Raw genomic sequence first — 20,287 nt, 5'->3', positions numbered from 1 at the left:
GGTTGCGAGAACCCGAGGAACGCGGCGCCCGGTCCGGTGTCCCATCTGCCCGATGTTAAGTTGACACCTGTCAAGGGAAGGGGTTGTCGAATGAGCCTGGGCCCGCGCACGCCGGTGATCGCCGGCGTCGGTCAGGTCAACCAGCGCGACGAGTCACCCGAGGTCGAGCCGGTCGACCTGATGGCCGCGGCGGCCCGGAAAGCCGCCGACCCGCGCGTGCTGCAGGCTCTGGACTCCATCCGGGTGGTCAATCTGCTGTCCTGGCGATACCGCGATCCTGGCCTGCTGGTGGGCCTGCGGATCGGCGCTCCGGAGGCGTCCACTCGTTACAGCGGCATCGGCGGCAACACCCCGCAGTCGCTGCTCAATCAGGCCTGCCTGGATATCCGGCTGGGCCGGGCCGACGCCGTGCTGCTGGTCGGGGCGGAGACCTGGCGCACCCGGATGCGGTTGCGGGCCCGCGGGTTACGGCCGGAATGGACTCGCCAGGACGAGTCGGTGCCGGTGCCTCCCGGCGGCGACGGCAGCGTGCCGATGTCAGGCCCGGGGGAGGACCGCATCGGCCTGGATCGCCCGGCATTCGTCTACCCGCTCTTCGAGCAGGCCCTGAGGATCGCCGCGGGAGAGTCGAGCGATGACCACCGCCGCCGCATCGGGCAGTTGTGGGCGCAGTTCAGCGCTGTGGCGCAGGGCAATCCGCACGCGTGGAGCCGAGAGGCGGTACCGGCCGAGCAGATCTGGCAGCCCGGACCGGACAACCGGATGATCAGCTGGCCCTATCCGAAGCTGATGAACTCCAACAACATGGTCGACCAGGCTGCCGCGGTGCTGCTGTGCTCGGTGGAGAAGGCGACCTATCTTCAGGTGCCTCCCGACACCTGGGTCTTCCCCTATGCCGGTACCGAATCGCATGACACCTACGGGGTGGCCGAGCGTTACGACCTGCACAGGTCCCCGGCCATCCGGATCGGTGCCGCGCGGGTGCTGGAGCTGGCCGGAGTGGGCGCCGACGATCTCGATCTCATCGACATCTACTCCTGCTTCCCGTCCGCGGTTCAGGTGGCGGCCCGCGAGATCGGTCTGCCGGTGGGTGACCCGGGCCGGCCGCTGACGGTGACCGGCGGGCTGACCTTCGCGGGCGGTCCCTGGAACAACTACGTCATGCACTCGATCGCGACGATGGCCGAGCGGCTCCGGCAGGCCCCGCGATCCCGGGGTCTGATCACCGCCAACGGCGGCTATCTGACCAAACACAGTTTCGGCGTCTACAGCGCCACCCCGCCCCCGCACGAGTTCCGTTGGGAGGACGTCCAGGACGCCGTCGACCGCGAGCCGACCCGGGCCGCGCTGGTGGAGTGGGAGGGCGAGGGCGTCGTCGAGTCCTGGACCACCCCCTACGACCGGGACGGCAATCCGGAGAAGGCTTTTCTCTCGGTTCTGACGCCCGAGGGCGCGCGGACCCTTGCGGTGATCGACGACGCCGGCGAGGCGGCGAGGACGGTCGCCGAGGACATCGCCGGCGCGCCGGTGCGGGTGCGGCCCGACGGCCGCGCCGAACTGCTCGCCGGATGACAGCAGGCCTGCCGCCCCCGAGCGGGCGACAGGCCTGCTGGTGAAACGGACTCTCAGGCGCCGGATGGGTGAGCGCCGAGAACCCGCTGCATATCGGGGATCATCTGCTGAAGCTGGGAACCCCAGTAACCCCAGCTGTGAGTCCCGTTCGGCGGAAAGTTGAAGACTCCGTTCTTACCGCCGGCGGCGAGGTAGTTCTCCATGAAGGTCTTGTTGGTCCGCAGCGTGAAGCCCTCCAGGAACTGCGCGGCCATCAGATTGCCGCCGCCACCGGAGGTGTCCAGCTCCGAGGGCGTCCCGGTGCCGCAGTAGATCCAGATCCGGGTGTTGTTGGCCACCAGCTTGTTGATGTTGATCATCGGGTCGTTCCGTCGCCAGGCCGGGTCGGACGACGGGCCCCACATGCTCTGGGCGTTGAAGCCGCCGGCGTCGTTCATCGCAAGACCGATCAGCATCGGCCACCAGCCCTCGGAGGGATTGAGGAAGCCTGACAGGGACGAGGCGTAGACGTACTTCTGCGGGTAGTAGATCGCGTAGGTGAGCGCGGCGCTGCCGGCCATCGAGAGACCGACTACGGCATTGCCGTTCGGGTTGATGCCGTGCTTGTCCTTCAGGTAGGCCGGCAGTTCCTGGGTCATGAACGTTTCCCACTTGTAGGTGTAGTTCTGGCCGTTGCCCTGCGACGGCTGGTACCAGTCGGTGTAGAAGCTGGACTGCCCGCCGACCGGCATGACCGCCGAAAGCCCGGAGTTCAGGAACCACTCGAACGCGGGCGTGTTGATGTCCCAGCCGCTGTAGTCGTCCTGTGCACGAAGCCCATCCATCAGGAAGACGGCATGCTCGCCGCCGCCCTGGAATTGGATTCTGATGTTCCGGCCCATCGCCGGCGAGGGCACGTCGAGGTAGAGAACCGGCAGGCCGGGACGGGAGAAGGCCGATGCGGTGGCCGGGTCGCCCGCGACTGTGACCAGGCCGGGCAGCACCGCCGCTGCGGCGACGGCTGCGGCCGTCCGGCGCATCCATGTGCCTCGCAACTTCTCGACGATCTTCATGTGGACTCCCATCACCGTGCTTACCTGAGCAGCCAATGAACTGCTGTTCCGGTAGTGAAGCACCGTGGCGATACGGTGACCGTTACGCACAGCGGTGCGCCAAGTCGCAGTTGCGCAACGATCGTGTCACGCGAAGTTATGCCGGGCTCAGGGCTCGGTCGGTACCGCCTGAATCGGACCCGTCGGATCGGGCGAGGCGGAGCTCTCACCGCCTCCGGCTGCGGCGTCCCGCGCGCGGGCGCGCCGGGCGTCGATGGCCTGGCTGAGGTCCTGGAGTAGTTCGGGCTTGCGAAAAACCAACTGCTCCACGGTATCCCGGTCGACGTGGAGCACGGTCACCTCGCCCACCGCGTGAGCGCTGCCGGAGACGGGTTCGCGGGTGAGCGCGGTCTGCCCGATGAAGTCACCCTCGTACAGGGTGGCCACCGGAACCGGCGCGCCGCCCTCGCCGAGCACCACCAGTCGAATCCGGCCCTTCACAACGAAGGACATTCCGGTCGGCACCTCTCCGCTGGTCTGCATCACCTCGTCGGCTCCGTACCGCTGCACCTTGACGTGCGGCAGCAACGACTCCAGGTCTGAACTGCTGGCACGCAGGACGGGGGCGATCTTGCGCAACGCCTCAGCGCGGCGGGCCGGAGTGGAGAAGTCGTCCTCGATTCCATCCAGGCTCAGGCCTTCGCGACGTGCCGCGTACCACAGCCAGCGCTGGAAGGTGGTTCGTGCGGCGACGTCGTCGGCAGGCGAGCGCACCGGGATGGTGATCGTGTACTCGGTGCTGCTGGTCGCGTTGGCGACCGCCTCGCCGTCGGGGTGCAGATGCGGCAGTCTGGAGGCGACTTCGCCGAGCAGGGCGCACACCTCGTCGGGGGCGTCGGTGCCGGCGAACTTGGTGTTGACCGTGATGGTGTGGCCACCGGGCGGGCGGCTGAGATTGGTGAACGCCTGGCCCGCCAGCACCGAGTTCGGGATGATCTCCAGCCCGCTGCCGGTGTTGATGTGGGTGGCCCGCCAGTTGACCTCGACCACCCGGCCGCGTGCCGCGGTGGTCTCCACCCAGTCGCCCATCTGGAAAGGCTGCTCGAACAGCAGCAGCAGCCCCGAGATGATCTGGCCCACCGAGTTCTGCAGCGTCAGGCCCAGCACGATCGAACTGACGCCCAGTGCGGTGAACAGGCCGCCGACGTTGGCCCCCCAGACGTAGGCGAGGATCAGCGCCAGGCCCGCGGCGATGATCGCGAAGCGCGCGACGTCGATGAATATCGACGGCATCCGCCGGCGCCAGGAACCCGCCGGCGCGTTGGAGAAGACAGTCGCGCTGACCCCCGACAGCGCCATCACGAGCACGCAGAATCCGAGGACCGTCTCCACGATCCGCACGCCGGTGGCCTCCACCGAGATCGACGTCGTCTTGACCAGGATCAGCAGCAGTGCGCCCAGCGGGACGATGAAGTTGCGCAGCAGCCCGACCGGTTTGGCCAGGATGCTGCCCCGGCGGTTCAGCGCGAGCTGAATCTCGGTCAGCAGCACCAGAACCAGCGGCAGCCCGACCGCGATGAGAATCGACCAGTAGAACCACGGCTCTGCGAAGACGCTCACGCGTCACGATCCTCTGCCAGCCGCCAGGTCGGCTCGTCACGTCCCTCGAGTTTGATGTTGCCGGCGGGGGTGTAGCGGCGGGTGTCCCGGGTCGCCTCGTAGACGTCCTGGCTGACGTAGACGCCCGGTTGAGCCGACCCGCGGCGGATCTTCGACGCCAGGTGTACCGCCCCACCCCACAGGTCGTAAACCAGGCCCGCCCGGCCGACCAGTCCACTGGTGACCGCACCGGTGTCGATACCTGCCCTCAGCTGGATGTTGCGACCGCTCTCGGCGTTGAACCGGTTGACGATCCGCTGCAGGTCGATGGCGAAGGCGACGGTCCGGTGGATGTTGTCCAGCCGCGGTACCGTCAGCCCGCAGCTGGCGAGGTATCCGTTGTGGGTGTTGCGTACCCGCTCGATTCCGTGGTTCTCGGCTGCCGCGTCGAACTGGCGAACCAGCTTGTTGATGATCGTCAGGGACTCGTCGGCCTCGAGTTCGGTGGACAACTCGTCAAGACCCACCAGATCGGCGAAGATCACCGTGACGTCCCGGTGCTCCTCGGCGATGGTCTGCTCACCCCCGCGGTAACGCTCCACGACCGACTCCGGCATCAGCGACATCAGCAGCCGGTCGTTCTCGGCGCGCTGCTCGGTGAGCAGCTGGTCCTTTATGGACAGATTGCGGCTCATCTCGTTGAATGCGTCGGTGAGGTCGCCGAACTCGTCGTTGGTGTCCACCGGGAGCCGGAGGTTGTAGTCTCCGGTGCTGATCTGCTCGGCGCCGTCCTCGAGTCGTTTTATCGGCCGCACGAACAGCCTGGACCACACCATCGCGGCAAGGCAGGCCAGGAAGATGATCAGCGCGGTCGAGCGGACCAGCCGCTTGGCGAAGTTGCGCTCCGGCGCGAAGGCCTCGTCGGCGTCCACCGCCGCGACGACGATCCAGTCCAGGTTCTTCAGGTCGAGGGGAGCGTAGGCCAACAGTGCCCGGTGGCCGAGATAGTCGGTGGCGATGAGGGTGCCGGTCTCGCCGCGCTGGGCCGCATCGGTGGCCTCGGTCGCGACCGGCTGGACAAGCACCGTGGTGCCCTGATTGATCGCGCGCTCGGCGACCTGCGGCGGCGTTCCGGCGGAGACCACATCGGCGCGGTAGGCCTCCGGATCCTCGAGGAACAACCGGGAGTCCGAGCGCATCAGGTCGTCCTTGCCGACCAGGAAGGCCTCCCCGGTCCGGCCCATCCCCACGCGCGACCACTGCCGGTTGGCGGTCATCAGGGAGTTGACGATCGACGCCGGATACTCCGCGACGAGCGCTCCGATCGCCCGGCCCGGCGGGCCGATCGGAACCAGCATCCAGGCGGTCGGCTGACCGGACGGCAGATAGTCGGCGAAGTCGGTGGTCGTCGTGAAGTCGATGTCGTTGGAGGCCATGGCTTTCCGGAACGCATCGGGTAGTGAGCTTTCGCCACGGAACGGGCCGGTGAGGACGTTGGTACCCAGTTCGACACCCTTGTGCGCGGAGTAGACCACATCGCCCCGGGTATTGATCAGCAATGCGTCCCGGAATCCCAGTCGGGTGGCGAACTCCCGGAAGTAGTCGTTGTATCGGGCGTTGGCCGCCGACCACGCACTGCCGTCCTTGGCGTCGTCGACGGCCACGGCCTTGTCCCGGTCCGGGAAGGCGACGGTGTAGCGCGACTGCAGGTATCTGGCCGCGCTGGAGGTGGGCAGCAGCGCGTTGACGTCGATGCGGCCGTCCTCGGCGGCGCCGAATCGCTTGGTGTAGTAGTCGACGATCGCCTGGTTCTGGGCCGGGTCGACCGTGGCGGAGCTCAACTGGTCGAAGGCGGTGTTGAAGGCGCTCAGCGCGTTGGACACGGTCTCACCGCGGCTGACGATCAGCATCACGCCGCTGATGTCCTTCAGCCCGAGTTCGAGCACCCGCGCCTGTGCCTCGCGGACCGCGGTCAGCTGCTCGAAGACCGCCGCCCGCAACGACTGCCGGCCGGACTGGAACCCGATGCCTCCGGCGATCGCCGTCGCCAGGACGCTCATGGTGAGCAGCATCAGCATGAGCTTGGACTGGATGCTGACCCGGCCCAGCAGACTGCGGCGGGACCGGCGCCGCCTCAGCCGTTCGGCCAGGGCCGACCGGGACTCCTGGGCGCGTGCGTCCCCATCGGATTCAGGCGGAACCGACATCGCGTCCCTCTCTGCCGGCATGAATCCCGAGGGTAGCTTGTCGAAGATGGCTGACCCGTATCACCTGCAGCGTTTCGTCGACGCCCAGAGCGGGATCTACCGGCAAGTGGTCGGCGAACTGCGAGCCGGCCGCAAGCGCGGCCATTGGATGTGGTTCGTCTTTCCCCAGCTGAAGGGCCTCGGCCGAACCGGCACCGCCGAACACTTCGGAATCGCCTCGCTCGCCGAGGCCCGGGCCTATCTGGACCATCCGGTGCTGGGTCCGCGCCTTCGGGAGTGCGCCGCCGAACTCGCCGCTGTTGCCGGGCCGATCGAGCTTGTACTCGGTGAGGTCGACGCGCTCAAGCTGCGCTCGTCGATGACGTTGTTCGCCCGGGCGGCCGGTGACGGCGGCGACCCGGCGGTCTTCGAGTCGGTGCTGCACCGGCATTACGGCGGTATTGCCGACGCGCGCACCCTCGAGATGCTCAGCACGGATTGAGGATCAGCCAGCCGTGCGGAGGAACCTCGGTGTGGCTGACCACCTCCGGCGGCGGCGCACCGGCGCCCGCCAGGATCTCGGCGGGCCGGCCGAGCAACTCCGCCACCGGCAGCGGCATCGGGCCATCATCGACGTTGAGCGCCACGACGAGCGCGTGGTCGCCGTCTCGGGTCTCGTAGACGTAGCCGCGGTTGTCCAGGTGCAGAGCCGCGGTCCGGGCGGCGTGCAGCCAGGGGTGTCGCCGGCGAAGGCCGATCAGGTGGCGGTAGAGGTTGAGAGCGTCGGTGGCCTGCGCTGCGAGATCGGTGGGCGCGGAGGCGAACTCCGGGCGCACCGCATCGTCGCCACCGGGGCGGTCCTCCTTGATGCCGCGGTAGGCCAGTTCGTCGCCGGCGTACACGCTGGGCACACCGCCGGTGGTGACCAGCAGGACCAGCGCGTGGCCGATGTGCTCGGGTCGTTCGAGCCTGCTCGCGATCCGGGTGACGTCGTGGTTGCCGACGAAGGTCAGTGGGGCGAACGTATCCTGGAATGCGTTGTGCCGCTGCAAAGCCCAGTCCAGTTCGTGGAAGTTGCCGTCGTTGAGGCTGCTCCAGATCGCCTTCCACAACTCGTACTGGGTCACCGAATCGACACCGGAGGCCTCGACGAAGGCCGAATAGTCTCCGTGGATCACCTCGGCGACGAACCAGGCCTCCGGATGAGCCTCGCGCACCCCGGGCAGTACCCGGGCCCAGAAGGACTCGGGCACCGCGTAGGCCGCGTCCAGCCGCCAGCCGTCTGCCCCGCGGCCCAGCCAGTGCGCCATCACCGCTGCCGTGTAGTCCACGACGGCGTCGCTGCGGTGGTCGAGGGTGATCAACTCCGCGTGACCCTCGAAGGTGTGGAACCGGCCCGGCCGGCCGCGGAACCACCGGGCGGCGTCGGCGTCCCCTTCGTCGACGGCCTGCCGGTAGCGGGGAAAGTCGGTGCCGACGTGGTTGAACACCCCGTCGAGGAGCACTCGCAGGCCGCGCCGGTGCGCCTCGTCGATGAGGTGGTCGAAGTCTGCGTCGTCGCCGAGGCGCGGGTCGATGCGGAAGTGGTCGGTGGTGTCGTATCCGTGTGTGCGGGAGGCGAACAGCGGACCCAGCGCGATACCCGAGGCGCCGAGTTCGATGGCATGGTCGAGCCAGCCCACCAGTCGGCGCAGCCGGTGCTCGCCGGGGCCGGGCGGCCGTTCGGCGGGAAACGCCCCGACGAATCCGAGCGGGTAGACGTGCCACCAGATCGCGTGGCGTACCCAGTCGGCCATGGGGCAAGGTTAGACACCAAATGCCGGGCCGTGTTCTAGTGCTGGAATGCTCGAGTTCACCCACGAAGACTGGTCGCCCGCCGAGGTGGCGCGGATGCGCGAGGTCTACCAGCCGCTGACGGAGTCGGTGCGTGAGTTGGTGGACGCCGCGATCCGCACCGAAGCCGACCCCGAGACCGTCGCCGCGGTCACGAGCGAGATCGACGCCGCCGTGGCCAGGCTGCGGCAACGGCAGATGCCCGGTTCGTTCGGGGTGCGCGTCGGTGCCGACGGGCAGGGCATCAGCTGGGGCAACGCCGTCATCGGCATCCGCAACCCGCTGGCCCCGCCGGTGATCACCAGCCGCGACGGGTCAGGGGCGGTTCGCGCCGAGTTCGAACTGGGCGCGGCCTACGAGGGGCCGCCCGGCCACGTGCACGGCGGAGTGGCGGCGCTGATCCTCGACCATCTGCTCGGTGAGGCCGCCAGCCCCGACCAGAAGCCGCGTTTCACCGGCAGCATCACCGTGCGCTATCTGCGTGCGACCCGGTTGGGACCGCTGCGGGCCCGGGCCGTGCGCACCCGCAGTGAAGGGGTCAAGACCTACTGCGCCGGCCACATCGCCGACGAGGAGGGCATCACGGTCGAAGCCGAGGGCGTCTTCATCACCCCGCGATGGTTGCGCGAGGCCGGCAGCTGAGCTCGTCGGCGAATCAAAGCCGTTGCGGCTAGGCGTGTTTCTCCGGTGCGAAGGCCGCCCGCATGCGCCGGCGAGGTAGGTTGATGCGATGGAGAAAGTGGTCGTCTGCCTGCGCGCGGCCGACTCCGGTGACGCGTGGTCGGGCGCGCTGTGCGGACCGGTGGCCGACGACCTGCTGAAGCTGGGACTGCCCGGGCTCGCCGTCAACGTCCGGGACGCGCCGGTGCGTGACTCGCTGATGACGCTGCAGACGCTCGACCCTCCGGTGCAGGCGATGGTGACGCTGTGGGCCGATCAGCACTACGGGCCGCAGGTGCGCGCCGCGCTGGAACTCCTCGAACCCCATGCCGATCATGTGGCGGCCTATCTGGTGACCGAGTCGGTACCGATGCGGCCGCCCCCGTCCCCGCCCGGACGGCGGGCGCCCGGCCTGGCCAACATCGCCCTGCTGCGCCGGCCGGCCCACCTCGATGAGGGGACCTGGCTGACCCGCTGGCTGATCGACCACACGCCGGTGGCCATCGCCACCCAGTCCACCTTCGGCTACGTCCAGAACCACGTGGTGCGGGCGTTGAGCCCGGATGCGCCGCCGGTGTCGGCCATCGTCGAGGAACTGTTCCCGATCGAGGCCGTGGGCAGCCTGCACGCGTTCTTCGGCGCGGCCGACGACGCGGAGTTGCGGCACCGGATGGGCCAGATGATCGCCAGTACCTCGGCGTTCGGGGCCAACGTGGACGTCGACACCGTGCCGACCGGGCGGTACGTGTTCCGCGACCCGTTCACGAACCTAAGCTGACCGGGTGACGCTGCTCATCGCTGACCAGAGCCGGGTCCGAACCCTGACCCTGGACCGGCCGGAGGTCCTCAACGCTTTCAACGAAGATCTCTACGACGCCGCCACCGAGGCGCTGAGCGCCGCCGCGGCTGACGCCGATGTCGCGGTGGTGGTGATCACCGGCGCCGGCCGGGCGTTCAGCGCCGGCCAGGACCTGGCCGAGATGCAGGCGAGGATCGCCGATCCGGGTTTCAGGCCGGGCAGGCACGGATTCCCCGGGTTCATCGAGGCTCTGGCCGCCTTCCCGAAACCGCTGATCTGCGCGGTCAACGGCGTCGGACTGGGCATCGGCACGACAATTCTCGGCTATGCGGATCTGGCCTTCATGTCCTCGACCGCCCGGTTGAAGTGCCCGTTCACCAGCCTCGGGGTGGCCCCGGAGGCGGCGTCGTCGTATCTGCTGCCGCAGTTGATCGGCCGGCAGAACGCGGCCTGGATGCTGATGTCCTCGGAGTGGGTCGATGCGGCTGAGGCGCTGCGGATGGGTCTGGTCTGGAGGGTCTGCGAGCCCGACGATCTGCTGTCCGAAGTGCGCCGGCACGCCGAAATCCTTGCCGCCAAACCCATTCGGAGTCTGATCGCGGTCAAGCAGACGATGACGGAACCGGCCCGAGCGGAGATCGCGGCGGCGACGGCCCGCGAGCATGCGTTGTTCGCCCGACTGATGGGTGCGCGGGCGAACGCAGAGGCGCTCGCCGATTTCAACCGCGGACGCTCCCGGCCGGACTGACCGCTACTGCCGGGCCCCGCGCGCGGAATGCCGCGGCCGGTTCGCGGAGAACACCAGCGCGCGTCGTTGCACCTGGCCGGAGGCGACGTCGACGAGGCTGTTGGCGAGCTCGGCGTATCCCCGGTTGCGCAGAATGCTCTCGGCATAACCGAGGAGTGCGATCTCGGATTCGGTCATCATGAGGCACATCCATTCCCGCCCGGAAACCACCTCGGACGCCTCCCCAATCCTGCGCCGCCGGGGCCGTGCGGGACATGAGCCGAAGGAGCGATCCCCGATCCCCGCCCGGTCTGGTTCCCGCCTGTCGGCAACTACGATCCACCCATGAGCAGAATCGGAGAATTCGCCGACGACGACGTCGCGGGCTGGATCGCTCTCTCGCCCGACCTGGGCCGGGCCATGGCGGCGTTCAGCGGCGCCGTCTACGGTCCGGGGAACCGGCTGCCGATGCGGTTACGGGAGATCGCCCGCATCGTGATCGCGCACGACAACCAGTGCGTGGTCTGTGTCAACACCCGCGACGCCGACGGCCCGGCGGCCGGTGTGGACGAGGATCTCTATGCCCATGCGCCGGACTGGCAGACCTGGCCGGGGTTCACCGCGCAGGAACGCCTCGCCGCGGAGTTCGCCCACCGCTTCGCCACTGACCACACCGGGCTCCGGGCGGACGAGCAGTTCTGGGCACGCTGCCGTGAACATTTCACCGACGAGCTGCTGGCCGACCTGACGATCTCCTGCGCGATGTGGCTGGGTATGGGACGCATGCTGCGCACGCTGGACATCGGGCAGGCCTGCAAACTGACACTGCCCGGCCGGGCCGAGGCATGAGGTCCGACGGCGGGATCGTCGTCGGGACAATCGTCAACCCCGCCGGGCTGACGCTGGCCAAGGCGGTACCCGCCGGTGCGGCCGGCAGATTCGCCGATCCTGGTCTGGGCGCCAGCCCGACCTGGCACGGATTCGCCATCGACCGGTCCGGCATCGCATTCACCGACGCGATCAGCGTCGTCGGCGACGAGCGGCTGCGCATCGACCGGCACGCGCTGCGCGCCATCGAGGACGGGCTGTCCTGGGCGCCGGCGTCGTTTTACGACCAGGACTCGAACCCGGTGCCGGCCTGCACCCGGGGGACTCTGGGCCGCATCGAGTCGAGGCTCGACCGGGCCGGGCTGCGAGCGCTGGTCGGCCATGAGATCGAGTTCCTCCTCGTGGGGCCGGCCGGTGAACGCCTGCCCGGTGATTCCTGGGCGCAGTACGGCCTGGCCGGTGTGCTCGAGCACGAGGGCTTCGTCCGAGACCTGATGGACGCATTGGCGGCGACCGGGGTGGCGGTCGAGCAGTTCCACCCCGAGTACGGGGTGAACCAGTTCGAGATGTCGCTGGCCCCGACCTCGCCGGTGGCCGCCGCCGACCAGGTGGTGCTGGCTCGGCTGTTGATCGGCCGGACGGCGCGCAAGCACGGTGTGCGGGTGAGCCTGTCACCGGTTCCGTTCGCCGGCAGCGTGGGTTCGGGTGCCCACCAGCACTTCTCGCTGTCCCGGGGCGATACGCCGATCTTCTCCGGAGGGGCCGGCCCGCACGGCCTGACCGCCGAGGGCGAAGCCGCGATCGGCGGGGTGATCGCCGGTCTGGAACAGGCTCAACTGGTGTTCGCCGGCTCCATCGTGTCGGGGCTGCGGATGCGTCCGGGCAACTGGGCCGGAGCCTGGGCCTGCTGGGGCACCGAGAACCGCGAGGCCGCGGTGCGCTTCCTGCCGAAAACCCACGGCAATCCCCACGGCGCGAACGTCGAGGTGAAGGTCGTCGACCCCTCCGCCAACCCGTACCTGGCCAGTGCGGCGATCCTGGGTCTGGCGCTCGAGGGCATCGAAACCGGTGCCCGACTGCCGCCGGAGGTGCGCGTCGACCCCGCGGCCCTGTCGGCGTCCGGCCGGCTCGAGTCCGGCGTCACGCAGCTGCCGGCCAGTCAGGCCGACGCCATCGCGGCACTGGATGGTTCGACCCGGATCCGCGGCATGCTCGGCGACCCGGCGGTCGATGCCCTGGTCGCGGTCCGCCGCTATGAGCAGCAGAACTACGCCGGCCTGCCGGCTGCGGAGTTGACCGACAAGTTCCGGATGGCCTGGAGTCTGTGAGCGGCCGCCTGGTGCTCGCCGAGCGCATCAGCGAACTGCGACTCGTCGACAACCATGTCCACGGTTTCTGGACGACGCCGGTCGACCGGCGCCGTTTCGAGGACGGACTCAACGAGGCGAACACCGATGCTCTCGCCGGCTTCGACTCGGGTTTCGACACCCAACTGGGGTTTGCCGTGCGCGCGTTGTGCGCCCCGCTGCTCGGCCTGCCGCCGCACGCCGAGCCGCGGGCCTACTGGGAAGCGCGCAGTGCCTGCTCCGCGACGGACCTGGCGGCTCTGTTCCTGCCCGCCGCGGGGGTCGGCGACTGGCTGGTGGATACCGGCCTGATCGGCGTCGCCGGGCCCGCGGAGATCGCGCGGGTCTCCGGCGGGTGCGGTCACGAGGTCCTGCGGCTGGAGAGTCTTGCCGAGGAAGCCGCAGCGGCGCCGGGGGACTACGCGGCGAACTTCACCGAAATCCTCTGGGGCAGAGCGGCATCGGCTGTGGCGACCAAGACGGTTCTGGCCTATCGGGGCGGCTTCGGCGGCGACCTGTCCGCACCGAGTGCCCGGGATGTGGCCGAGGCGGCTCAGCGCTGGCGCGCCGGCGGCGCTTCTCGGCTTACCGACCGGGTGCTGCTGCGTTTCGGTATTCACCAGGCGCTGCGGCTAGGCAAGCCGGTGCAGTTCCACGTCGGACTGGGTGACCGGGACTGCGATCTGCACCGCGCCAACCCGATGGGCCTGCTCGACCTGCTGCGCCAGTCCGGCGACGTCCCGATCGTGCTGCTGCACTGCTATCCCTACGAACGCGAGGCCGGCTACCTGGCCAGCGCGTTCAACAACGTCCATATCGACGTCGGTCTGAGCGTGAATCATCTCGGGGCACGCGCCGCGGCGTTCCTGGGCCGCTGCCTGGAACTGGCGCCGTTCCGCAAGATCCTGTACTCCTCGGACGCCTTCGGGCCGCCGGAACTGCATTACCTCGGGGCGCGGCTGTGGCGCGACGGGATGAGCGAGGTGCTCGATGGTTTCGTCGATCGCGGTCAGTGGAGCATCGAGGACGCGATCAGGATCGCCGGCCTGATCGGAAGGGACAACGCGATCAGGCTCTATCGGATTCCAGGAGAAACCAGGGCCGAATCGGGCTAGGAGCAGCGCGGCACGCTGCCCGGCGCTCCGGCGCCGCACACATCGCCCTGGACACCGTCGTGATCCTCCACGCCCTGTCCGTCGATCCAGCCCTGGCCGTCGACCGCGCCCATGGAGCTCGGACTCATATCCGTGGTGTACATCCCGCCACCCTGGATGCCGTCGCAGTCGGCCGATGCGGTCCCGCTCACGCTCAGCCCGCCATTGGCCCACCCGCAGTCCGTGGCGTTCGCCGTTCCGGTCCCGGCGGTGAAACCGGCCGTTGCCAGGGCGCCGCCGACCGCGACCGCACCGATGAAGGTGAGGGCCGTGACCCTGCGCTTGGAAATGCCAGCCCGGGAAATCTCAGCCTGATGGTTCATATGTGTCCTTCCGAAACAACGCGTCTGGTATCCACGCCTCTGGTTTCCACGCATCTGAAGATCAACAGTACGCGAATCCGCTCGACGGAGTCGGGGACGAAGACCCCGAACCGCCCGCATCGCAACGGGTTCAGATTAGCCCGGTCGCGTCGAACATCCAGCTCATATCCGCTTTGGCCAGTTGCTCCATCCAGTCCTTCGGGGCATGATTGGCCAGCCCGCCGAAGTCCCAGTAGTCCTTCCACAGCGTGATCCGGCCGTCGGCGACCCGGTGCACGGTGACGAACTGCAGCACCGCCGTCTCTCCGGTGACCCAGTTCCAGGTCTCGGAATGCTCGTACATCACATCGGATCCGTTGGAGAGCAGCAGCCCGTCGTGGTTGGCGTAACCGGCCAGCGGCTCCAGGCCGACCTTGAGGCGCTTGACGATGTCCTCGGGGCCGCGGGCGGCCGCGGCCGGACCCACGGGCATGTCGACGTAGACGCAGTCCTGCGCCAGGAACGACGTAACGGCCGCCCAGTCGCGAGCCGACAGCGCACGCCACATGCCCAGAACGACGCTTCGCGCGTCAGCAGGCATGCTCGGGAACCTCGGAGCGCCGGCCGGCCCGAAGGAAGCTTCCGGTGCGTTCGGCGCCCAGCACCTCGGTGGGCGTGCCGTGGCGCACGACCGTCCGGCCGCCGATCAGCACGAGGTCGACGGCGCCGTCGTTGCGGTTGACCATCCGCGGGAGGTTGGCGTACTGCGGCACCGGGCTTTCGGCGTAGGCGTCGAGGCTGTCGTCGAGGCACTCGGGATTGACCAGCACGAGATCGGCCCGGTCGCCGACCCGCAGATGCCCGGCGTCGATGCCGTACCAGTCCGCCAATTCGCCGGTCAGCCGGTGCACGGCCCGTTCGGCACTGATGAACGGCTGCCCGCGCCGTTCGGCGTCGCGCACGTGGCGCAGCAGCCGCAGCCCGAAGTTGTAGAACGCCATGTTGCGCAGATGGGCCCCGGCGTCGGAGAAGCCCATCTGTACACCGTCGTCGGCGGCGAGTTTGCGCAGCACCTCGGGCCGGTGGTTGGAGATCGTGGTGCGCCAGCGGAGTTTCCGGCCGTGTTCGACGACGAGGTCGAGGAAGGCGTCGACGGGGTGCAGTCCGCCGCGGTCGATGCCGACCTCCCCGAAGGACTTCCCGACGACGGACTCATCGGGGCAGGCGACGATCTCGGCGTCGAAGAAGTCGCGGTGCCAGACCCGCATGCCGAACCTGTTGTCGTAGTCCTTGCGAAACCGGCGCCGGTATCCCTCGTCCTGCAGCAGGGCGTTGCGCTCCACCTCGTCCCGCAGGTGCAGGGCTGCCGCGCCCGAACCGAACTCCTCGAACACCACCAGGTCGATCCCGTCGGCGTACACCTCGAACGGCACCGGGAGGTGCTGCCAGCGGAAGTCTGCGCCGAACCGGTTGACCAGCCGGGCCAGAGGTCCGAGAACGGCGATGGCGAACGGGTTGGATTTGACGTCGGCCGCCGAGAGCAGGCTGGTCTTGAGTCTGGTCCGCAGCACCGGAAGCGACTGCGCCACCTGGGAGAGCACGTTGAACGGGTTGGAGATGTCCGGGCCGGACTGCAGCACCCGGCCGCGGCGGCGAAGCAGCGACTTGAGCCGCCGTAGTTCCCGGGGCCTGGCGTAGGTGGAGGGCAGGGTGCGCGACCGGCAGGTCTCGCCGTCGATCTTGTCGAACAGCAGTTGCTGTGAGGACATCCCCAGAAAGCCCGCGTCGAGGGCCTCGGCCAGCATCCGCTCCATGTCGGCCTGCTCGCCTGGCGTGGGTCGCGTCTCGTGACGCGTGGCCCGGTCCAGACCCATTGTGGCAGTGCGCATGTCGGAGTGCCCGATGAACGCGGCGATGTTCGGGCCCAGGGGACGCGCCTCCAGCGCACGGATGTACTCGCTCGCGCTGCCCCAGGTCTTCTCGTCGTCGATGGTGGCGATCACGTGTTCGCGGGGAATTGCCTCCACCCGGCCGAACAGGTCGCCGGCGTCCCGCCCGCCGACGTGGACGGTGGACAGCGAGCACGACCCGATGAGGACCGTGGTGACCCCGTGGCGCACCGATTCCGGCAGTCCCGGGCCGCCGAGGACCTCGACGTCGTAGTGGGTGTGGATGTCGACGAAGCCGGGCATCACCCACCTGCCGGTGCCGTCGATGATCTGCGGGCAGCCCGTCGGGTCGAGATCCGCCGGGGAGACCGCCGCGACCCGTCCGTCGCGGATGCCGATGCTGCGAATCGCCGCAGGGGCACCGGTTCCGTCGAACCAGCGCGCGTTTCGGACGATCACGTCGTAGGCCATAGTCCCAGGAAACCGCCCGTCCGGACCGGTGTCAACGTCCCACCGGGTTTGAGGCCCCCGCCGAACGGGAAGTTGCCGGGCATGGCCTTCTGGATCCTCACCGGCACCGCGGTGGTCCTGATGACGGTTGTGCTGTGGGCGGGCCGCAAGCTCGGTGACGCCCGGCGGCGGGCCCGGGCCGACGTGATTCGCGAACAGTTGCGCCGGGAGGATGCCGAACTGCGCTGGCTGCGGTCCCTGACCGCGGAGGCCGAGGCCTAGCGTGCGACCGGCGCGGCCGCGCCCAGCCTGACCGGCAGCCTGACCCATCCGCGCAAAACCCGGGTGTCCCGCCGGCTGCCCTGCCCCTCCAGCTTGGCATCGGGGAAGCGGGTGAAGAAGCTGCGCAGGCCGACCTCGCCCTCCATCCGGGCCAGCGCCGCGCCCAGGCAGAAGTGCCGGCCGCCGGAGAAGGCCAGATGCCGTCCGGCGTTGGGGCGCCGGACGTCGAAGGTGTCGGGGTCGGGGAAGACGGCCGGGTCCCGGTTTGCCGCCGCCAGGTAGATGACCACCATCTCGCCGCGCCGGACCGGCGTCCCTGCCACTTCGGTGTCCTTTCCGGCCACCCGCACGGTGAGTTGCACCGGGGAGTCGAGCCGCAGGACCTCCTCGACCGCATTGGGCCACAGCGCGGGATCGGCCGTCAGCGCCGCCAACTGGTCGGGGGAGTTCAGCAGCAGCCGGATTCCGTTGCCCAGCAGGTTGACCGTGGTCTCGAACCCGGCCGCCAGCACCAGGCCCGCGATCGCCCGCAACTCGGTCTCGTCGAGTCTGACGCCCGCATCGGAGGCCTCGATGAGCTGGCTCATCAGATCCTCACCGGGATGCTCCCGCAACTGTCTCAAGTGCGCGGTCAGCCAGTGGTTGAATCCCTCCAGGCCGCGCTCCACGCGCTGGTACTGACGCCAATCCAGGCCGAAATCCAAACTGGGAGCGGCTAATTCGCCGAACTCCAGTATCCGGGAACGGTCACTTGCCGGCACGCCGAGGATGTCGCTGATTATCGCGACGGGCAGCTGCGAGCAGTACCGCGCGACGACGTCGACGACTCCGCGCTCCCCGGCGAGATCGTCGAGCAGTCCGTCGGCGGTCTCGGAGACCCGGTCGTGCAGCGCGGCTACCGCACGGGAGGTGAACACCGACGACACCGTCTTGCGATACCGGGTGTGCTGGGGTGGTTCGACGACGAGCAGCGAGGGCGGCAGCAGCGGGTGCAGCAGGTCGGACCGGGTCCGGCGTTCCAGCCAGCCCAGCGGTTCGGGCAGGGCGTCGCGGGTGGACAGCACCCGGAAGTCCTCCGAGCGCAGCAACTCGTTGGCGACGGCGTGGTCGACGGTCAGGTAACTGACGCGGGCGCGCACCAGCGGACCCTGGCGGCGCAGCTCCTCGAAGAACGTCACCGGGTCGGCCCGCACCGCGGGGTCGGCGGCGAACCGGGCCTGCGGGTCACCCCGGCGGGCGGACCATTGCGCGGCCCGGCGCAGCACGCCGTGCATGGCCAGCCAGTGCAGCCAATCCTTCGTCGTCGCCATGGATCAGGCCGGCGGTGTCCAGCTGACCGGCAGCCGCTTGATCCCGTGGATGAACGCCGAGAGCAGCATCGCGGGTTCCTCGCTGACGGCGATGTCGGGGATGCGGTTGCGCAGTTCCTCGAACACCACCGCGATCTCCCGGCGGGCGAGGTTGGCGCCGAGGCAGAAATGGGTTCCGCCGCCGCCGAATCCGACGTGGTGGTTGGGTGACCGGGTCACGTCGAAACGCCAGGGGTCGGTGAACTTGTCCTCGTCCCGGTTGGCCGAGCCGTACCACATCGTGACCTTGTCGCCGGCCGGGATCCGCACGCCGCTCACCTCGACGTCGCGGGTGGTGGTGCGGCGCATGTAGACCACCGGCGAGGCCCATCGGACGATCTCCTCGACGGCGGTGGCGGCGTGGGTGTCGAAGTCGTTCCACCAGATCTCGCGCTGCTCGGGGTAGCGGGTCAGCGCCAGCAGCCCATGGCTGATGGCGTTGCGGGTGGTCTCGTTGCCGGCAACCGCCAGCAGGATGAAGAACGACGCGATCTCAGCCGACGTCAGGCGCTCCCCGTCGACCTCTGCCGCCACCAGTGCCGTCGTCAGGTCGTCGCGCGGGTTGGCTCTGCGGTCCTCGGCAAGCGCGGTCGCGTAGGCGCCGATGTCGATGGCCACTTTCATGAATTCCTCGTAGTCGGTGGTCAGGTCCGGGTCGCCGAAGCCGAGGATGATGTTGGTCCAGTGGAAGACCTGATGGTGGTCGGAATCCGGGATGCCCATCATGTCGCAGATCACCTGGAGCGGCAGCGGTCCGGACAGCTCGTTGACCAGTTCGCCGGTGCCGTCGGGGTGGTTGGCGATCATGTCGGCCACCAGCCGCCGGGCCCGTTCGCGCACCGACTCCTCGGTGCGGGCCACCACCCGCGGAGTGAACGCGCTGCGCACGATGCCGCGCAGCCGGGCGTGCCGCGGGTCGTCCAGGGCGATCATCGAGCCGAAGTACTCGGCGACCTCGGGCTGCTGGTCGGCGATCGTGATGTTGGGGTAGGAGCTGAAGATCTCCGGATGGCGGCTGGCGAAGTGGACGTCGTCGAATCTCGTCAGAGCCCAATGGCCGGGGCCGGTGTCGAATCCCTCGAACTCGATCTCGCGGAAGAACGTGATCGGAGCCTGCCGCCGTAGTGTGGCGAAAGCCCCCTCGCGGATGTCGTCGTCGAGTCCCCAGAAACCCAGTTGGCTCAGGTCGATGTCGCCGAGAGGGATCTGCGGCGGCTGCTGGCCGTTGACGCGTGTGGCGATGCCCATGCGTCCACCCTAGAGGCCGCTCGGTCCTCGCGGATCGACTGAGGTTGCTAGGTCTGCTCCTCGACGACCTTCTTGATGCGTTCCAGCGTGGTTCGCATGTCCCGGACGTTTCGCCGTCCCCGCAGGTAGCCGGCGAACATCCAGAAAACCCGGACCGGCAGGGCGTTGTTGAGCCGGAACGACTCGGTGACGTCGGTGCCGTCGCCGCTCGGGTTGAGCCGGTAGTGCCAGTTGTTGACGGCCTGGTCGCCGGGTCCCAGGACGGCGAAGCCGAACTCCCGGCCCGGCTCGCAGGCCGTCACCCGGCAGTTCGTCCAGTAGACCGGGCCGATCTCGTTGCGCCGGACGTGGCCGCGGAACCTGGCGCCCAGCGCCGGGCCGTCGGCCCCGTCGAGCCATTCGGCCTCGAAGACCTCGGGGGAGAACCGGCCGGTGTTGCGCACGTCGGCGATCAGGTTCCAGATCTTTTCGGCCGGCGCCGACATGTGCACGGTCACGGAGCCTTCCATGGCCTCGATTCTAGGTCCGCTGGGGGGTCGACGACGTGGTCGGGGGTCATCGCCGAGGCGATCTCGGTGGCGCTCTCGCGGCGATCCTGTCCAGACCGCGGCGTAGCGTTGCGGCCCATGGGTATAGCACTGCGGCCGCCCACCCCGAGCGTCGACCGGCGCATCGCAGCCCCTGCCGAACGGGTCTGGCAGATTCTGGTCGAACTCGATCAGTGGCCGCTATGGGGCCCCTCGGTACGGCGGGCGGAGTTGAGCGACGGCGGCACGGTGCTCAGCGCCGGTGCACGGGGCACCGTCTGGACCGCGGTCGGCGTGGCGCTGCCGTTCGTCGTGACCGAGTTCGCGCCGGGCCGCCGGTGGGGTTGGACGGTGGCGGGTGTGCGCGCGACCGGTCACGAGGTCACCGCGGTCCCGGGCGGGTGCCTCGTGCGGTTCGAGACCCCTTTCTGGGCCCTGGGTTACCTGCCGGTGTGTGCGGCAGCCCTGACCAGGATCGACAGGCTGGCCGGCTGACCGGACCGGG

21 protein-coding genes are annotated in these 20,287 nt (G+C 69.0%); 10 read left to right on the top strand and 11 right to left on the bottom strand.

Features of this window, described 5'->3' with window-relative positions; translation table 11 throughout:
• Positions 1 to 90 precede the first annotated feature (90 nt).
• A complete protein-coding gene (locus tag ACKOQ4_RS03640; RefSeq protein WP_526288909.1) occupies positions 91 to 1,572 on the top strand; it encodes an acetyl-CoA acetyltransferase in 1,482 nt (493 codons plus the stop codon).
• A gap of 53 nt (positions 1,573 to 1,625) precedes the next feature.
• Here the strand turns inward: ACKOQ4_RS03640 and ACKOQ4_RS03635 are convergent, their stop codons facing one another.
• The 3 genes from ACKOQ4_RS03635 to ACKOQ4_RS03625 all read right to left on the bottom strand — a co-directional run bounded on the left by ACKOQ4_RS03635 (position 1,626) and on the right by ACKOQ4_RS03625 (position 6,409).
• Positions 1,626 to 2,624 (bottom strand): alpha/beta hydrolase, encoded by a 999-nt coding sequence (locus tag ACKOQ4_RS03635; protein ID WP_526288951.1) that lies wholly within the window; start codon positions 2,622 to 2,624, stop codon positions 1,626 to 1,628.
• Positions 2,625 to 2,771: 147 nt separating this feature from the next.
• A complete protein-coding gene (locus ACKOQ4_RS03630; protein ID WP_526288907.1) occupies positions 2,772 to 4,223 on the bottom strand; it encodes a mechanosensitive ion channel domain-containing protein in 1,452 nt (483 codons plus the stop codon).
• Positions 4,220 to 6,409, bottom strand: coding sequence for an adenylate/guanylate cyclase domain-containing protein (locus ACKOQ4_RS03625; protein WP_526288949.1), 2,190 nt, complete (start codon positions 6,407 to 6,409; stop codon positions 4,220 to 4,222). Before ACKOQ4_RS03625 ends, ACKOQ4_RS03630 begins: the two co-directional genes overlap by 4 nt.
• A gap of 46 nt (positions 6,410 to 6,455) precedes the next feature.
• On the opposite strand from ACKOQ4_RS03625, the gene ACKOQ4_RS03620 reads away from it, so the two are divergent.
• Complete coding sequence (locus ACKOQ4_RS03620) at positions 6,456 to 6,890, top strand: DUF1810 domain-containing protein (RefSeq protein WP_526288905.1); 435 nt, start codon at positions 6,456 to 6,458, stop codon at positions 6,888 to 6,890.
• On the opposite strand, the gene ACKOQ4_RS03615 is transcribed toward ACKOQ4_RS03620, so the two are convergent.
• A complete protein-coding gene (locus tag ACKOQ4_RS03615; protein ID WP_526288903.1) occupies positions 6,877 to 8,184 on the bottom strand; it encodes an alpha-amylase family protein in 1,308 nt (435 codons plus the stop codon). The two genes, ACKOQ4_RS03620 and ACKOQ4_RS03615, sit on opposite strands and share 14 nt — an antisense overlap.
• Before the next feature lie 46 nt (positions 8,185 to 8,230).
• Here ACKOQ4_RS03615 and ACKOQ4_RS03610 point away from each other — a divergent pair, with 46 nt between their 5' ends.
• From ACKOQ4_RS03610 to ACKOQ4_RS03600, 3 genes are all read left to right on the top strand, one after another.
• Entirely contained in the window at positions 8,231 to 8,863 is a 633-nt protein-coding gene (locus ACKOQ4_RS03610) for a PaaI family thioesterase (RefSeq protein WP_526288901.1), read from the top strand.
• A gap of 88 nt (positions 8,864 to 8,951) precedes the next feature.
• Positions 8,952 to 9,659, top strand: a complete 708-nt coding sequence (locus ACKOQ4_RS03605) for an EthD domain-containing protein (protein WP_526288899.1) — start codon at positions 8,952 to 8,954, stop codon at positions 9,657 to 9,659.
• A gap of 4 nt (positions 9,660 to 9,663) precedes the next feature.
• Positions 9,664 to 10,428: an enoyl-CoA hydratase/isomerase family protein gene (locus ACKOQ4_RS03600; RefSeq protein WP_526288897.1), complete on the top strand. Its 765-nt coding sequence runs from the start codon at positions 9,664 to 9,666 to the stop codon at positions 10,426 to 10,428.
• Positions 10,429 to 10,431: 3 nt separating this feature from the next.
• Here ACKOQ4_RS03600 and ACKOQ4_RS03595 read toward each other — a convergent pair whose 3' ends face one another.
• Complete coding sequence (locus ACKOQ4_RS03595) at positions 10,432 to 10,605, bottom strand: hypothetical protein (protein ID WP_526288895.1); 174 nt, start codon at positions 10,603 to 10,605, stop codon at positions 10,432 to 10,434.
• A 147-nt stretch (positions 10,606 to 10,752) separates the two neighbouring features.
• On the opposite strand from ACKOQ4_RS03595, the gene ACKOQ4_RS03590 reads away from it, so the two are divergent.
• The 3 genes from ACKOQ4_RS03590 to ACKOQ4_RS03580 are packed head-to-tail and all read left to right on the top strand — an operon-like array spanning position 10,753 to position 13,696.
• Positions 10,753 to 11,256 (top strand): carboxymuconolactone decarboxylase family protein, encoded by a 504-nt coding sequence (locus ACKOQ4_RS03590; RefSeq protein WP_526288893.1) that lies wholly within the window; start codon positions 10,753 to 10,755, stop codon positions 11,254 to 11,256.
• The gene (locus tag ACKOQ4_RS03585) at positions 11,253 to 12,563 is read left to right on the top strand and encodes a type I glutamate--ammonia ligase (RefSeq protein WP_526288891.1); all 1,311 of its coding nucleotides are present in this window, start codon (positions 11,253 to 11,255) and stop codon (positions 12,561 to 12,563) included. The genes ACKOQ4_RS03590 and ACKOQ4_RS03585 overlap by 4 nt, the downstream gene beginning before the upstream one ends.
• Positions 12,560 to 13,696: an amidohydrolase family protein gene (locus ACKOQ4_RS03580; protein ID WP_526288889.1), complete on the top strand. Its 1,137-nt coding sequence runs from the start codon at positions 12,560 to 12,562 to the stop codon at positions 13,694 to 13,696. Before ACKOQ4_RS03585 ends, ACKOQ4_RS03580 begins: the two co-directional genes overlap by 4 nt.
• Here the strand turns inward: ACKOQ4_RS03580 and ACKOQ4_RS03575 are convergent.
• From ACKOQ4_RS03575 to ACKOQ4_RS03565, 3 genes are all read right to left on the bottom strand, one after another.
• Entirely contained in the window at positions 13,693 to 14,058 is a 366-nt protein-coding gene (locus tag ACKOQ4_RS03575; RefSeq protein WP_526288887.1) for a hypothetical protein, read from the bottom strand. The two genes, ACKOQ4_RS03580 and ACKOQ4_RS03575, sit on opposite strands and share 4 nt — an antisense overlap.
• Positions 14,059 to 14,188: 130 nt before the next feature.
• Positions 14,189 to 14,638, bottom strand: a complete 450-nt coding sequence (locus ACKOQ4_RS03570) for a nuclear transport factor 2 family protein (protein WP_526288885.1) — start codon at positions 14,636 to 14,638, stop codon at positions 14,189 to 14,191.
• A complete protein-coding gene (locus ACKOQ4_RS03565; protein ID WP_526288883.1) occupies positions 14,628 to 16,397 on the bottom strand; it encodes an N-acyl-D-amino-acid deacylase family protein in 1,770 nt (589 codons plus the stop codon). The genes ACKOQ4_RS03570 and ACKOQ4_RS03565 overlap by 11 nt, the downstream gene beginning before the upstream one ends.
• 81 nt (positions 16,398 to 16,478) lie before the next feature.
• On the opposite strand from ACKOQ4_RS03565, the gene ACKOQ4_RS03560 reads away from it, so the two are divergent.
• Positions 16,479 to 16,658 (top strand): hypothetical protein, encoded by a 180-nt coding sequence (locus ACKOQ4_RS03560; protein WP_526288881.1) that lies wholly within the window; start codon positions 16,479 to 16,481, stop codon positions 16,656 to 16,658.
• Here ACKOQ4_RS03560 and ACKOQ4_RS03555 read toward each other — a convergent pair.
• The 3 genes from ACKOQ4_RS03555 to ACKOQ4_RS03545 are packed head-to-tail and all read right to left on the bottom strand — an operon-like array spanning position 16,655 to position 19,764.
• A complete protein-coding gene (locus ACKOQ4_RS03555) occupies positions 16,655 to 17,968 on the bottom strand; it encodes a cytochrome P450 (RefSeq protein ID WP_526288879.1) in 1,314 nt (437 codons plus the stop codon). The genes ACKOQ4_RS03560 and ACKOQ4_RS03555 overlap by 4 nt on opposite strands.
• 3 nt (positions 17,969 to 17,971) lie before the next feature.
• Positions 17,972 to 19,255: a cytochrome P450 gene (locus tag ACKOQ4_RS03550; protein WP_526288877.1), complete on the bottom strand. Its 1,284-nt coding sequence runs from the start codon at positions 19,253 to 19,255 to the stop codon at positions 17,972 to 17,974.
• Positions 19,256 to 19,302: 47 nt separating this feature from the next.
• Positions 19,303 to 19,764, bottom strand: coding sequence for an SRPBCC family protein (locus tag ACKOQ4_RS03545; RefSeq protein ID WP_526288875.1), 462 nt, complete (start codon positions 19,762 to 19,764; stop codon positions 19,303 to 19,305).
• Between the two features lie 117 nt (positions 19,765 to 19,881).
• On the opposite strand from ACKOQ4_RS03545, the gene ACKOQ4_RS03540 reads away from it, so the two are divergent.
• A complete protein-coding gene (locus ACKOQ4_RS03540; protein WP_526288873.1) occupies positions 19,882 to 20,277 on the top strand; it encodes an SRPBCC family protein in 396 nt (131 codons plus the stop codon).
• Positions 20,278 to 20,287 lie beyond the last annotated feature (10 nt).

The organism is Mycobacterium sp., assembly GCF_046095365.1.
In the GTDB taxonomy this organism is placed as follows: domain Bacteria; phylum Actinomycetota; class Actinomycetes; order Mycobacteriales; family Mycobacteriaceae; genus Mycobacterium.
Note: the sequence above shows the minus strand (reverse complement) of the source record. Positions and strands in the feature narration are given on the sequence as shown.

Excerpts from the sequence above, each read along its gene's own strand:
- ACKOQ4_RS03640 (WP_526288909.1), top strand. The coding sequence starts at position 91 with ATGAGCCTGGGCCCGCGCACGCCGGTGATCGCCGGCGTCGGTCAGGTC.
- ACKOQ4_RS03635 (WP_526288951.1), bottom strand. The coding sequence starts at position 2,624 with ATGAAGATCGTCGAGAAGTTGCGAGGCACATGGATGCGCCGGACGGCC.
- ACKOQ4_RS03625 (WP_526288949.1), bottom strand. The coding sequence starts at position 6,409 with ATGTCGGTTCCGCCTGAATCCGATGGGGACGCACGCGCCCAGGAGTCC.
- ACKOQ4_RS03620 (WP_526288905.1), top strand. The coding sequence starts at position 6,456 with ATGGCTGACCCGTATCACCTGCAGCGTTTCGTCGACGCCCAGAGCGGG.
- ACKOQ4_RS03615 (WP_526288903.1), bottom strand. The coding sequence starts at position 8,184 with ATGGCCGACTGGGTACGCCACGCGATCTGGTGGCACGTCTACCCGCTC.
- ACKOQ4_RS03610 (WP_526288901.1), top strand. The coding sequence starts at position 8,231 with ATGCTCGAGTTCACCCACGAAGACTGGTCGCCCGCCGAGGTGGCGCGG.
- ACKOQ4_RS03605 (WP_526288899.1), top strand. The coding sequence starts at position 8,952 with ATGGAGAAAGTGGTCGTCTGCCTGCGCGCGGCCGACTCCGGTGACGCG.
- ACKOQ4_RS03595 (WP_526288895.1), bottom strand. The coding sequence starts at position 10,605 with ATGACCGAATCCGAGATCGCACTCCTCGGTTATGCCGAGAGCATTCTG.
- ACKOQ4_RS03590 (WP_526288893.1), top strand. The coding sequence starts at position 10,753 with ATGAGCAGAATCGGAGAATTCGCCGACGACGACGTCGCGGGCTGGATC.
- ACKOQ4_RS03585 (WP_526288891.1), top strand. The coding sequence starts at position 11,253 with ATGAGGTCCGACGGCGGGATCGTCGTCGGGACAATCGTCAACCCCGCC.
- ACKOQ4_RS03575 (WP_526288887.1), bottom strand. The coding sequence starts at position 14,058 with ATGAACCATCAGGCTGAGATTTCCCGGGCTGGCATTTCCAAGCGCAGG.
- ACKOQ4_RS03570 (WP_526288885.1), bottom strand. The coding sequence starts at position 14,638 with ATGCCTGCTGACGCGCGAAGCGTCGTTCTGGGCATGTGGCGTGCGCTG.
- ACKOQ4_RS03565 (WP_526288883.1), bottom strand. The coding sequence starts at position 16,397 with ATGGCCTACGACGTGATCGTCCGAAACGCGCGCTGGTTCGACGGAACC.
- ACKOQ4_RS03560 (WP_526288881.1), top strand. The coding sequence starts at position 16,479 with ATGGCCTTCTGGATCCTCACCGGCACCGCGGTGGTCCTGATGACGGTT.
- ACKOQ4_RS03555 (WP_526288879.1), bottom strand. The coding sequence starts at position 17,968 with ATGGCGACGACGAAGGATTGGCTGCACTGGCTGGCCATGCACGGCGTG.
- ACKOQ4_RS03550 (WP_526288877.1), bottom strand. The coding sequence starts at position 19,255 with ATGGGCATCGCCACACGCGTCAACGGCCAGCAGCCGCCGCAGATCCCT.
- ACKOQ4_RS03545 (WP_526288875.1), bottom strand. The coding sequence starts at position 19,764 with ATGGAAGGCTCCGTGACCGTGCACATGTCGGCGCCGGCCGAAAAGATC.
- ACKOQ4_RS03540 (WP_526288873.1), top strand. The coding sequence starts at position 19,882 with ATGGGTATAGCACTGCGGCCGCCCACCCCGAGCGTCGACCGGCGCATC.